The organism is Pedobacter sp., assembly GCF_965227205.1.
Taxonomy (GTDB): Bacteria; Bacteroidota; Bacteroidia; order Sphingobacteriales; family Sphingobacteriaceae; genus Pedobacter.
The window spans coordinates 4,577,611-4,591,795 of sequence record NZ_OZ245727.1 but is presented as its reverse complement, the minus strand read 5'-3'; the positions used below and the strand labels follow the sequence as shown (position 1 = coordinate 4,591,795).

Below are 14,185 nucleotides of genomic sequence, written 5' to 3'. Positions count from 1 at the left end.
TAAGTCCATGTTAAGTCCATGTTTTACCGCAAAACATGGACTTACTTCAGATTGAATTATGTTATAATACGGCGATGGTATGAGGGAGATAGCAATAAGTCATGATTATGCATACCTTGAACAAGTTTAAGCGCTTAACAAAAAAGAAAAACCTAGCTAAACTATGAATAATCTGCGACCAGACATTCCATATCATTCTATTTCTTAGACTCATCAATAGCCTTATTAATTACATCCTGGATTCTACCTCTGATTTTCAGGTTACCAAGCTTTTCCGAAACTGTTGGATTTACTCTGTTTGAAAGGAAAACATAAACCAATCCGCGAGATGGATCTACCCAAACGCAAGTTCCGGTATAGCCCGTATGTCCGTAAGTTTGTGCGGAAGCTAAATCAGATGGATAGTGTTTTGTTGTATCTGGGTCCCAGCGATCGAAACCTAAACCACGGCGACTTACCGGCGATTGCTTCGAAGTAAACATATCTACTGTTGATGGCTTAAAATATTCTTCGCCACCATAAGTTCCTTTATTTAGAAGCATCTGGTAAATTATAGCCAAATCATTTGCGCTTGAAAATAAGCCAGCATGACCAGAAATTCCGCCCGCTAAAGCTGCACCCTGATCATGAACATAACCCACTAACAAGGTTTTTCTGAAATATTTATCATCTTCTGTTGGAATAATCTGATCAGCATTAAAGCGATTTCTTGGCAAAAAGCCGGCAGTTTGCATCCCCAAAGGTTTATAAAAATTTTCGTAAGCGTATTTATTTAAAGGTTCTTCGCTGATATGCTCTACAATATCCTTCATCACATACATACTGATATCGCTGTAAACATATTGACCACGGGTTTTTATTGGCGAGTTTAACATTTTCGGCCACATAAAATCTTTAAAGAAACCTTTTTTGATGTAATAATTATCTGCAACCTTTGTTGGGTATGCAGCTGAAGAATCTCTACTGTAATCTCCTTCCTTAACAAAATTGTGGAAAGGTATATAAGGAATAAAGCCCGCCTGATGAAGCATTACCTCACGAATTTTAATATTGTTCATCGGTGTAGTTCTCGCTTTTGGAATGTACGCACCAATGTTTGTATCGAGCTTTAATTTATTTTCTTCGAATAATCGCATTACTGATGGTGTAGTGGCGGTAACTTTTGTAACTGACGCTAAATCGAAAATATCTGTAACCTTATCCGGCAGGCTAGAATCATAGGTATGTGTTCCGTAAGCTTTATTGAAAATTACCTTCCCATCTTTTGCAACTAAAACTACCATACCAGGAGCCGCTTTCTGACTAATTGCTTCTGCTGCTATTGCATCAATTTCTTTTAAATTATTTGAGTTTACACCAGCATCCTCCGGAACAGTATATTTTAAACGGGTTGCCGATGTACTAAAACCAGAGCCAATGGTATACTTAGCAGAAAACGCTGAAGTAAGTTTATTTGAAGCTGCGATACCACCGAAAATATACTGAGGTACAATTGCCGCTGCATCTGTAGAATTTTGTGCCGTCCAAATAATTGGTGTATTTAATGCGTCAAAAGATTTTAACCCTGTTCCATTACCAAAAAGGGAAATAATTACCGATTTACTTTTGCTAATGCTATTTATAAAATTGATGTATTTTGCATTAGCAACGTTTTTATCATCGATGGAAACCAGAACTGTATTGAAGTATTTCAGTTCATCTTCCAAATCATTAAGATTAACGCTATCCTTATAAGCATCGGCAGAGAAGGAAGTTATTTTATCATATTTATTTGCCAAACTATCGAAAACACTGCTGTAATTAAAACTTAAACTTACTGATGCAATATTTTTTTTATCCAGTTCTTTAAGCGGAATAAGGTTATTTTGATTATTTAGCAGAACTGTTGTTTTATTGATTGTATTAGCTACAGATAGTTTTCTTTCATTTTGAGCATGTTCTTGTGCACAGGCTGCTAAACATAAAACATTAAATGCTGTTGCTGCCGCAAGGACAAATAATTTACTTCGCTTCATATACTTTTTCTCCGTTGAGGTAGGTTTTTAATACTTTGGTTTTTAAAATATTTTCTGGTGATGATTTTAAAATATCGTTATCTAAAATTACGAAATCGGCAAACTTTCCTTTTTCAATACTTCCTTTTTCATGTTCTTCAAAATTTGCTTTGGCTGCCCAAATGGTCATTCCGCGTAAAGCTTCTTCTGGTGTTAATGCGTTTTCAAATTGAAAACCACCTTTCGGATAACCTTTGGCATCTTCTCTAACCGTTGCTGCATAAAACGTTAATAATGGATTAATGTTTTCAACCGGAAAATCAGTCCCTAATGGGATCCAGCCATTTTGTTTGAGCAGTTGTTTGTAAGCATAAGCACCTTTCAATCGCTCATTACCCAATCTTTGTCTGGCCCAATACATATCTGATGTGGCATGAGTTGGCTGTACAGAAGGCACAATGCTAGCACAACCAAACAAGTCAAAATCTTTGGCATTAACCACTTGCGCATGTTCAATACGCCAGCGTTTATCGTTTTTACCTTTTAAAATATTATTGTAAATTTTAAGTATTACACGGTTTGCAGAATCGCCAATGGCGTGCGTACACATTTGAAAGTTATGCGATGCAATTTTTTCAGCCACTTCTTCAAAATGTTTTTGGTCGCTCAATAAAAAACCCGATTTATTTGGCATATCGGTATAAGGCTTCAATAAGCTTGCACCACGAGAACCCAAAGCGCCATCGGCATAAACTTTAAAAGAGCGAACATTTAACCTGTCTGTTTTTATTGCACCTCGTTTAAAAAGATAATCGTAATTCTTTTGTGCATCAGATAACATTACGTACAAACGCATTTTTAGTTTCTTATCCTTTTGCAGTTTTTCGATAAAATCTACCGCTTCAAAAGGCAATCCGCAATCATCAATTGTGGTTAAGCCAGCGGCAAAACAATTGGTCTGTGCATCAGTTAAAATCTTTTCAGCAAGTTTTGCATCTGGAGATGGAATTTTGCTTTCTACCAAACCAACGGCATTATCAATTAAAACACCGGTAAGCTTACCGTTTTCTGTAAGCATATCGCCACCAACTAATTTTTGTTCACTTTTTATTCCGGCATCATCAAAGGCTTTTTGATTTACAATTGCGGCATGACCATCAATTCGGTTTAAAATAACCGGGCGATTTGGAAAAAGCTTTGTTAATTGTTCGTTTGTAGGGAAAGCTTTATCTGCCCAATCATTCTGATCCCAGCCGTTACCGATTAACCAGCCATCGGGATGTGTTTTTGCAAAATCTGTCAATCGTTGAATTACTTCTTCCCAAGATTTAGTTTCACGTAAATCAGCAGTTTGAAGGCTTTGTCCGTAGCCAAAAAAGTGGGCGTGCGCATCAATAAAACCCGGATAAACTGTTTTGCCTAAAGCATCGATACTTTCATCTGCCTCAAATTGCCTTCTTATCTCATCGCTTTTACCAACAGCAAGTATTTTGCCATCCATTATTGCAAAAGCCTGAGCTGTATCAAAATTGGCGTTTACGGTGTAAACTTTCGCATTGTAAACAATTATATCGGCTTGCTCTTTTTTTCCGCAGGAAGATAAAATAGCTACAGAAATTAATGCGTAGATAAATGATTTCATGAAGATAAAGATAGAAAAAATGTGAGCAGAAGTGTTTGTAAATTAAATGTTAGCTCACTCCTAAATCTTTTAATCATTTGTCTTAGCCAGACAGGCCTCTTTCTTTTGACACCAAAAGAAACAAAAGTGCCGGCTTAAAATTTTTGTATTTAAGTTTGTTCTTTGGCTTTGATAGTGCATCCCCAAAAATTTGTTATGCCGGAATAAAGCGAAACGAAGAAACAGCACTTTGGTTTGACTTAAATAATAAGCAACCGTAATTACTTTTCTTTCAATTTCCTGTACGACATGTTTACGTCATTGCTAAGCCATCACTGTTTTTTAGTTTTTATTTACCGTCATTTAGCTGTTGAGTTTTGAACAAAATACATTCCTTAAGCTTATTTTGCATAATTTAGCAGATTCACATTGCCTTATCACATGACTGATATTATTCACCTATTACCTGATGCTGTTGCCAATCAAATTGCTGCCGGAGAAGTTGTTCAAAGACCTGCTTCTGCAGTAAAAGAGTTGTTAGAAAATTCTATTGATGCCGGAGCAGACAAAATTCAATTGGTGATAAAAGATGCGGGCAAAGCATTAATTCAGATTGTTGATAATGGCTCTGGCATGAGCGTTACTGATGCCAGAATGTGTTTTGAACGCCACGCAACATCTAAAGTAAAAAAAGCCGAAGATTTGTTTGCCATCCGTACAATGGGTTTTCGTGGCGAAGCTATGGCATCTATTGCGGCAATTGCTCAGGTAGAAATGAAAACCCGCAGGCATGATGATGAAATTGGAACTTGCATTAGTATCGAAGGTGCGCAGGTGACCAGCCAGGAGCCTGTAGCGACGCCGCCCGGAACACAAATCTCTATTAAAAACTTATTTTTTAATACACCTGCCCGAAGAAATTTTCTTAAAAGTAATCCGGTAGAAATGCGCCATATTATTGATGAATTTCAAAGAGTGGCATTGGCACATCCAGGTATATTTTTCAGTTTACACCACGATGGAACAGAAATTTTTAACTTACCAAAAGGCAATTTAAAACAGCGCATAATACACTTATTTGGAAATAATTACAACGAAAGACTGGTTCCTGTTGAGGAAGATACAACAATTATTAACCTAAAAGGATTTATAGGCAAACCTGCATTTGCTAAGAAAACCCGTGGCGAGCAATTCTTCTTTGTAAACAACCGTTTTATAAAAGATCCTTATCTAAATCATGCGGTAAGCTCAGCTTTTGAAGATTTGCTGCCTGATGATAGTTATCCGCTTTACGTTTTATTTATTGATATAGACCCATCAAAAATTGATGTAAATGTTCATCCAACAAAAACAGAAATTAAGTATTTGGATGAAAAATCTATATATGCAATTTTAAAATCGGCAGTTAAGCGTTCTATCGGGAGGTATAACATCTCCCCTACATTAGATTTCGATCAGGAAACAGGTTTTAGCAACATGATTTCACCAAAGGCTGTTGAAGATATTGTACCGCCAAGTATTAGCTTCAATCCCGATTTTAATCCATTTGCTAGTGATAACACATCTGTTTCTGGTTATTCATCATCACCAAGAAATTACGAAGCAAAACCTAGCGCAAAAAACTGGGGTTCGCTTTATGAAATTACAGAACAACCTGTAGTTGAACAGGCATCATTTTATACAGAAGATACCAGTTTCGAAACACAAAAAAAACAATATATGCAGTTGCACAACCGTTATATTGTTTCGCAGATAAAGTCGGGTTTAATGGTTATCGACCAACAAATGGCACACGAACGCATCCTTTACGAACGTTTTCTCGTACATCTTGATGATAGAAAAGGTGCATCGCAACAAAGTTTATTTCCACAAACCATTACGTTAAATGCTAACGATTTTGAGCTTGCGAAAAGCTTGCTTGATGACATTAAAAGTTTAGGTTTTGATGTTCGTGAATTTGGGAAAAACACTTTGGTTGTAGAAGGTATTCCTATTGATTTAGGTAGTTCAAACATTAACGAAACTCAGTTGTTTGAACAGCTGATTGAAGGATTTAAAAACTCGCAACAAGATTTAAAATTAAACAAACGCGATAGTTTAGCTAGAAGTTTAGCTAAAAATAGTGCAATTAAAGCAGGAACCGCTTTAAGTCAGGAAGAAATGAATACGCTTATTGATGAACTTTTTGCCTGCAAAACCCCTAACTTTAGCATAAGTGGAAAACCAGTAATTCAAACCATTACTTTAGCAGAGCTGGATAAAAAGTTTGAGAAGTGATTAGAGTAGCAAGTATTTAGTAGCAAGTATCAAGACTATAGTAGAAAGCTAAAAACGAAAAACGCTTAACGTACAAAAGAATAATTAATGAATAACATATATATACCACCGGTTGTAAAGAACCTGCTCATCATAAATATTTTACTTTTCGTAGCAACATATCTTTTGCCTAATCTAAACTTAGGCAATTTGCTTGCTGTATATTATTTCGATTCTCCGAATTTTAGATTTTGGCAACCCATTACATACATGTTTATGCATGGTGGAATTGGGCATATCTTTTTTAACATGTTTGCGCTATATTCTTTTGGCAGTTTATTAGAATCGAGATGGGGTGCTAAGAAATTTTTAACTTTTTATTTTATTACAGGATTAGGTGCTTTGGCATTACAAATGGCTGTTCAGGCTTACGAAGTTCATTCGGTTTTAGGGCAGGTGACAATGTTTGAAGGTTGGCAAAAGCAAATTAGTAGTGAAGAAGCCCTTGGAACATTGCAAGGCGTGTATGGCAGCCAAATGGTTGGTGCATCGGGAGCAATATTTGGTTTATTAGTCGCATTTGGTATGCTTTATCCAAATGCAGAGCTATTAATTTTATTTATACCAGTTCCTGTAAAAGCAAAGTATATTATTCCTGTTTATATTTTAATAGAGCTTTCTTTAGGCATTGCACAAATACAAGGTGACTCTATTGCGCACTACGCACATTTGGGTGGAGCGCTCATTGGTTTTATTTTGGTGAAAATATGGAAAGATAAAAACACAAATTTTTATACCTATTATGAATAATAATGTTCTTAAAGATTTAAGCTCAAAAGTTTTCCGTTCAGGAAATCCAGTTTCTTTATATATTGGTATTAACGTCATTATATTTATTGCAACAGCTCTAATTGCTCTAGTATCATTCTTTAGCGGCAATAAAATAAATATTTACGAGATGGTAAGAACCTATCTTGCCCTACCTGCTGCATTTTCTAGCTTTCCAGATAGGTTTTATACGGTTGTAACCTATATGTTTTTCCACGCAGATTTCTTTCATATTTTATTTAATATGATAGCCTTGTTCTGGTTTGGACAAATCTTTATGAATTTCTTAAAAACGCGTCAGTTTCATTTTATTTTTTGGGCAGGTGGCTTAGCAGGTGCTTTAGTATATTTGCTTGGCTTAAATTTAATTCCTGTTTTTAAAGATAGCTTGGCAAGTGCTTCTGTTATTGGTTCGTCGGCTGCTGTAATGGCAATTATTGCTGCAACAGCAACGTTAGTTCCTAATTATGGAATTTTCTTAATGTTTTTAGGTGAGGTAAAAATTAAATATCTTGCAATTGCATATTTCATTTTAGATATTTTAAGCTTAGGCTCCGCAAATGCTGGTGGAAGTTTTGCTCATATTGGTGGTGCTATTTTGGGTTTTGTTTTTATCAAGAGCTTACAAAACGGCAACGATTGGAGTAAGATTTTCGAAAAAAAGCCTAAACTAAGGGTTGTAAAGAATGAGCAGCCTGTAAAAAAGCCTGAGTTTAAAGGTGTTTCGCAAAAAGAAGTTGATGAGATACTTGATAAAATATCAAAATCAGGGTACGATAAGTTAACCGCAACCGAAAAGGAAAAATTATTTAAAGCCAGTAAAGATTAAATGCCTACATCGAAATCGAAATACAACTTTTTAGATAAAATATTTTTGCCAATAACTATTGTAATGGCAATTTCGCTGATACTTGGAACAGTTGCCGGAAATATAGATCCACGTACAAACTTTCTTTTCGCCTATTTCGCGTTAGCATATCCATATTCCTTATTTGTTTGTATCCTGTTTTTTATTTGGTGGATAATCAGAAAGAAGTGGCTTTTTGCTTTTGTTGTTTTGGCTATAATCCTTTCAGGTTACAACACCCTTCATACTACTTTTGGTTTTGGAGGTGATGAAGGTCAGCTTGAAAAGGAAACCGGCTCTGTAAGAGTTATGACTTACAATGTTCATAGTTTTAAATTTTATGGAGAAGATAATACTATCCCGGCAAAAGAGAAAATGCTGCAAGTTGTTAAAGATCAAAATCCTGATGTGGTTTGTTTTCAGGAGTTTTATACAAGAAAAGCCGGGAAATTTAACACAATTGACAGTTTGAAACGGATGCTAAACACCAAATATTATTACTTTCAGCCTGCATCTGACAATGATTATGAAGCTTTCGGTTTGGCAATATTTTCCAAGTACCCTATCAAACATCAAGATAGTATTCTTTTTCAAGGATATGGTGATAACATGAGCATTTATACAGATTTAGATGTTAATGGTAAAACAATAAGAATATATAATGTTCACTTTCAGTCGATAAGTTTTCAGCCTCAAGATTATCAGTTTCTTGATGAATTAACAAAAAAGACCAGAGGCAAACTTTATGCATCTAAAAGGATTTTGAGGATGTTAAAACGTGCTTTCGTAAAAAGAAGCGAACAAGTTGATATTATGAAAGCAGAAATGGCTAAATGTAAAACACCTTATTTAATTGCTGGTGATTTTAATGATACCCCCGCATCTTACGCCGTAAAAAAAATCACTAAAGACCTAAAAAATTCATTTGAAGAAAAAGGCTCCGGATTTGGAAAAACCTATAATGGCAAATTTCCAAATTTCCAGATTGATTATATTGCAACCTCTAAAGATTTGGATGTGCTTAATTACAAAATCGAAAAAGCCAAACTATCCGACCATTTCCCCGTTAGGATTGATTTAAAATTTTCTGAAAATAAATCAGAGTAAAGTTTTAATTCAAACTACTTTCCTTTAAGAAACTACGCCTGTTTATTACCATAGATCAACAAAACTATGGGTACACATTTGTGATATTTGTTGTAAGAAATTTAGAATCAAAAAAATTTAGAATATGAGTTTATTAGAAGCTTTAAACTGGCGTTATGCTGTTAAGAAAATGAATGGCCAACCAGTTGAACAAGAAAAAGTAGATAAAATTATTGCAGCTGCACACCTTGCTCCAACCTCATCAGGCTTACAACCCTTTAAAGTTATTGTGATAACTAACCAAGAGTTGAAAGAAAAAATTGCTCCAATTGCATTTAATCAGTCACAGGTTATCGATTCATCACATCTTTTAGTTTTTGCAGCATTCGAAAACTATACTGAAGAAGGAATTGATAAAACATTTTCTCGTATGAACGCAGAGCGAGGATTGCCTGAAGAAGCAACTGACGCTTACAAAACACAATTAAAAGGTATGATTTTACCAAGAACTGCAGAAGAAAATTTTAGTCATGCAGCTCGCCAGGCTTATATTGGTTTCGGAATCGCAATTGCAGAAGCGGCTTTATTAAAAGTTGATGCAACACCAATGGAAGGTTTTAACGGACCAGCTTTAGATGAACTTTTAGGTTTAGAAAAACAAGGTTTACGCAGTGTAACTTTATTACCATTAGGATATAGAGACGAAGCTGGTGATTGGCTAGTTAACCTAAAAAAGGTACGTACTCCATTAAACGAATTTGTAATTGAGTTTAAATAACAATATCAAATTAAATATAGCCGGCTTTGCAATAGTAAAGCTGGCTTTTTTATTGTAAAAAAATGTTAAAGATAAATGCAAGTTATGTGCTCTATTTTTAATTGGATATATTTACATCCTTAGTAAAATAAATCCTGTTCATGAAGATTTTTAGAATTCTAGTTGTATTACTTTCTTTTTTAAGCGTGCTTAACCTTTCTTCTTTTGCACAAACTGATACGGTTAGCATAAATACCATAATATCAAAAACCAATAAAGTTTTAAATGATTTCCCTACAGAAAAGATTTATTTACACTTCGACAAGCCTTATTATGCAGTTGCCGACACAGTTTGGTTTAAAGCTTACGTAACCGAGAATCAAAACTTTCTTTCTGGAATTAGTAAAATCGTTTATGTTGACGTAATTAACCAGAAAGACTCCCTAATACAAACCATTAAACTTCCTTTAGTTGGTGGTGTTGCAGCTGGTAATTTCCCTTTATCAATGGAGAATTACAAACAAGGAAATTATCACGTTAGGGCTTACACTTTATGGATGTTAAACTCAACTGACCCTGCATATTTTAATAAAACATTTTATGTAGGCGAAGCAATTGATAAAGAAGTTAAAACGCATATTTCTTACAAAAATCTATCTACAGATAAACAAGAAAAGATTGATGCCAGAGTTCAATTTAAAGACTTGAACAATAAACCGTATGCTAATAAAAATGTTAACTGGCAAGTTGTAACTAGCTATACAACTATTGCAAGAGGTAGAGGAACAACTGATGCCAATGGATTTTTAACGATTAGCATGACGGCTGCGCAAAAAGCAGAATATCAATTACAAAAAGGCGAATTAATTACAACTTTAAACACAACTGAAAAAGATGTAGTTACAAATAGCTTTCAATTAAAGAATGCAGCTGTAAATAAAGATATACAGTTTTTTGCCGAAGGCGGAAACCTGATTTCGGGGATTGAAAATAAGGTTGCATTTAAAGCTATTAAAAGTGATGGCTTAGGCATAAATGCTAAAGGAACAATTACTGATGCTGATGGTAAACAAGTTGCAACTTTCACAGCCCAACATCTGGGCATGGGTAGTTTTACATTTACCCCCGAAAATGGAAAATCTTATAAGGCTGCTGTAGCGTATGCCGATGGTACCAACCAAAATGTTAATTTACCTGCAGTTTCTGGCAGTGGAATTACCATTAAGGCGAGCAATGCAGATGCCGATAATATTTCAATCAAAATAGCATCAAATGATGCATTTTTTCAAGCTAATCAAGGAAAATTATTTTATGTAATTGCACAAAGTAAAGGTGTGGTTTGTTATGGCGCACAAACGGCATTAGCTAATAAAGAATATACTACAACTATTCCTAAAAATAAATTCCCGATGGGAATTGCACAGTTTACACTTTTTGCAGAGAATGGTAAACCATTAAGCGAGCGCCTTATTTTCGTGCAAAATAAAAATACCTTGTCGTTAGCAGTAACAAGCCCACTTGCCACCTATGGACCGAAAAAGAAAGTTAAGATTAATGTTAGCACTAAAAAAGATGGTGCTCCTGTCGAAGGAAATTTATCAGTATCTGTGGTTGATGAAACTAAAGTTCCTTTAAATGAAGATGGCGCTACAACAATATTAACATCACTTTTATTAAACAGCGATTTAAAAGGATACGTTGAAAAGCCTAATTATTATTTCAACGATACAGATGCTAAAAAAGTAGGCGATTTAGATTTACTCCTACTTACACAAGGCTACAGAAGTTATTCATATACCGATATAATTGCAAACAGAATACCAAAAATAACCATTTTGCCAGAGCAGGGAATTGAAATTTCGGGTATTTTAAGAATGAGCAATGGTATTCCTGTCAGGAAAGGTCAATTACTTTTAACAATTCCTGATAAACGCTTTAACCTGGAAGGTGTAACTGATCCGGTAGGAAACTTTAAATTCAACAACCTTGTTTTTAACGATTCATCAAAAGTAACCATTACTGCAAAATATAATGTGAATTATAAAAGCATGGCAATTTCTTTAAATGGCACACCTGCACCTAGCGTAAGCAGAAATTTTAATGCACCAGATGAAGTTTTGAATATAGACAGCACTTTAACCAGCTATTTAGATAATAGTAAAAAGCAGTATTCGTATTTGCACACCTTAAAAGATGTTACCATTAAAGGTACTGCAGTTCCTAAAGTTAGCCATAAAGATTACCCAGCTCTTTCTGGATTGGGACAACTGGCAGATCACGAAATTTCTGGAGAAAGATTAACTGGCTGTAATTTATTAATAAACTGTTTACAAACCATGGCTACAGGTGTTACCTATGTAGATAATCAGTTTTTTGTAACGAGAGATTATAATCAAGGCAAGAAAATACCAATGGGCGTTTTTATTAATGGTATGATGGTAGATGTTAACCAAATAAACACTATTGAGGCTGCAAATGTAGAATCAATTGAAATATTTTTGCGTGATGAACTTGGTTTGGTGAATAGAAATAATAACATTAATGGTGTTTTGGTTATTAATCAGAAAAAGGCACCTAAAGGAACAAAGATTTCTAAAAGCCAGTTGTTAGATATGCTACCGAAAAATTATGAGGTTAGCTTCTCACCACAAGGATACGATAAAGAAAGACAATTTTACATGCCAAAATATGATGTTCCGGCAAATTTAAACCGCAACGATTTACGCACAACAATTTATTGGAATCCGAAGGTAATAACTGATAAAGCAACCGGAACATCATCATTTGATTTCTACAATGCTGATGGAAAAGGGCAATACAAAGTAATTGTTGAAGGTATAGATGAAAATGGAAATATTGGAAGATCCATTTTCAGATACACTGTTAAATAAGCAAATACAGGATAATAGTCCGAATTTGTCAATCTGAGCTTGTCGAAGATTAGATAATTTTATCTAATCTTCGACAAGCTCAACGTGGCAAGGTTAATGAACTACAGATTATTTAACCTGATTAGGTAATTGCAATCCATTTAAACCGGCAATAATATTTTCAGCTACAAGATTAGCCATTGCACTTCTTGTTTCTTCGGTAGCAGAACCAATATGAGGCAATACCGCAACGCTTTCCATATTTAATAATGGATTATCTTTTTGCATCGGTTCAGGGTTGGTAACATCTAAACCAGCTCCCCAGATTATTTTTTCTTCTAAAGCCTTAATTAAATCCTCTTCGTTGTGGATTCCACCTCGTGCGGTATTAATAAAAATAGAACCTGGTTTCATTTTCTTAAAAACTTCCAGATTAAATTTACCCTTTGTTTCATCTGTTAAAGCAGTGTGCACAGAAATTACATCACTTCTTTCAAGCAATTCTTCAAAAGAAACATATTCTGCATTAACTTCTGCTTCGGCATCTGGTTTAGGGCTTCTGTTGTGGTAAATAACTTTCATTTGGTATGCACCAACGCATTTCTTCGCCATTTCCAAACCAATTTTACCCATGCCAAAAACACCCAGGGTTTTGCCATTTAGTTCAATACCTAATTCCGGAGTGGGCTCATAGTTTTCCCATTGCCCTTTAATAATTTTTTTATGGAGATAAAATGCCTTACGAGATACAACTAACATTAAAATGAAAGCAGTATCAGCAGTTGCGCCACTTAAAACGCCCGGTGTATTTCCTATCGGGATGCTATGTGCCTTTGCCGCTTCAACATCGACATTATCAAAACCTACTGAATGCAAAGCAACCACCTTTAAATGTTTTGAGGCACTTAAAAATTCTTTGTTTATTTTATTAGGGCCAACACTCACTAAAGCATCAACATCCTTACAATTAGCAATTAATTCTTCAGCGGTTATTTGCCTGTCTTTTTCCCATTTAGTAATGGTAATGCCTTGGTTTTTTAATAATTTAATTCCGCTTTCGGCAATATTGCCACTTATAAAAACTTTCATTTTATGTAAACAGGTAAAATTAAAGGATGTTTTGTTTTTACGTTAAGGCACTGTAATGTTTAACCTTTGATAAGTGTGTGCACTAAAATAGCCTAAAGCACCATTAGAGATATTTGATGTTGGATTGGCGGGTGTTGTACCCTGGTTTGGTCCTCGCCCACTTTGCTGACTTAAAGCATACCAGTAATTAAAAATATTAGCATCGATACATTCCATATCAACGGCAACCTTATCGCCCTTTTTTAAATCTTCATCATTTGCACCTTCATAATACAGTTGCAAACGAAGCTTATTACCATTCGTTAATCTATCATTATTCACATAAATTCTATCAGATAAATTATCATTTACGTAAAGATTAAAGCGATAAAAATTCTCGGTATCTACCGGGTCACTAACAAATGCTGCAATGTTCAAATTTTCATTACCAAAAAAAGTATTTCTAACTACACCAATAGAATCCATTGGTACGTAAGCTGGCATTTTTGAAACAGCTGTATAGGTTTTTCCTTCAGCCACAACCTGCATAGTATAAGTAACACCCGAAACACCACGCATACCAAAAACATATAGGCCTGGCTGACTTTCGGTAAAGTTATAGGTATTTCCTCGGCTATCAGTTACAACGACCCTTGCGCCACTTACTCCAGGAAAATTACTTAACTCATCATAACCAACCGATTTAGAGATTTTGATTTGCTGTGCAACAAAGCGATTGGAAATATTCCCTTCAATTACAATTTGAGGCTCCGCATTATTGGTATTAACATCAATAATTTTTCTGCAAGAAGTAAAAACTAAACAGAGAAAAATATATAAAATAAATTTTTTCATACG

The 14,185-nt window shown here is 34.9% G+C and carries 10 protein-coding genes; 6 read left to right on the top strand and 4 right to left on the bottom strand.

What is annotated here, in order from left to right:
* Nucleotides 1-197: 197 nt before the first annotated feature.
* On the bottom strand, nt 198-2,015 hold the full coding sequence (locus tag ACO05K_RS19855; protein WP_421946137.1) for a serine hydrolase domain-containing protein: 1,818 nt from the start codon (nt 2,013-2,015) through the stop codon (nt 198-200).
* Complete coding sequence (locus tag ACO05K_RS19850; protein WP_421946136.1) at nt 2,002-3,636, bottom strand: amidohydrolase; 1,635 nt, start codon at nt 3,634-3,636, stop codon at nt 2,002-2,004. Before ACO05K_RS19850 ends, ACO05K_RS19855 begins: the two co-directional genes overlap by 14 nt.
* A gap of 420 nt (nt 3,637-4,056) precedes the next feature.
* On the opposite strand from ACO05K_RS19850, the gene mutL reads away from it, so the two are divergent.
* From mutL to ACO05K_RS19820, 6 genes are all read left to right on the top strand, one after another.
* Complete coding sequence (gene mutL, locus ACO05K_RS19845; RefSeq protein ID WP_421946135.1) at nt 4,057-5,892, top strand: DNA mismatch repair endonuclease MutL; 1,836 nt, start codon at nt 4,057-4,059, stop codon at nt 5,890-5,892.
* Between the two features lie 87 nt (nt 5,893-5,979).
* Nucleotides 5,980-6,681, top strand: coding sequence for a rhomboid family intramembrane serine protease (locus tag ACO05K_RS19840; RefSeq protein ID WP_421946134.1), 702 nt, complete (start codon nt 5,980-5,982; stop codon nt 6,679-6,681).
* On the top strand, nt 6,674-7,528 hold the full coding sequence (locus ACO05K_RS19835; protein ID WP_421946133.1) for a rhomboid family intramembrane serine protease: 855 nt from the start codon (nt 6,674-6,676) through the stop codon (nt 7,526-7,528). The genes ACO05K_RS19840 and ACO05K_RS19835 overlap by 8 nt, the downstream gene beginning before the upstream one ends.
* Nucleotides 7,529-8,653: an endonuclease/exonuclease/phosphatase family protein gene (locus tag ACO05K_RS19830; protein WP_421946132.1), complete on the top strand. Its 1,125-nt coding sequence runs from the start codon at nt 7,529-7,531 to the stop codon at nt 8,651-8,653.
* Nucleotides 8,654-8,777: 124 nt separating this feature from the next.
* Nucleotides 8,778-9,410, top strand: coding sequence for a nitroreductase family protein (locus ACO05K_RS19825; protein WP_421946131.1), 633 nt, complete (start codon nt 8,778-8,780; stop codon nt 9,408-9,410).
* Nucleotides 9,411-9,550: 140 nt separating this feature from the next.
* The gene (locus tag ACO05K_RS19820) at nt 9,551-12,280 is read left to right on the top strand and encodes a carboxypeptidase regulatory-like domain-containing protein (protein ID WP_421946130.1); all 2,730 of its coding nucleotides are present in this window, start codon (nt 9,551-9,553) and stop codon (nt 12,278-12,280) included.
* Between the two features lie 108 nt (nt 12,281-12,388).
* Here ACO05K_RS19820 and ACO05K_RS19815 read toward each other — a convergent pair whose 3' ends face one another.
* Entirely contained in the window at nt 12,389-13,348 is a 960-nt protein-coding gene (locus tag ACO05K_RS19815) for a 2-hydroxyacid dehydrogenase (protein ID WP_421946129.1), read from the bottom strand.
* A gap of 42 nt (nt 13,349-13,390) precedes the next feature.
* Nucleotides 13,391-14,182 (bottom strand): DUF4249 domain-containing protein, encoded by a 792-nt coding sequence (locus ACO05K_RS19810; protein WP_421946128.1) that lies wholly within the window; start codon nt 14,180-14,182, stop codon nt 13,391-13,393.
* Between the last annotated feature and the right edge of the window lie 3 nt (nt 14,183-14,185).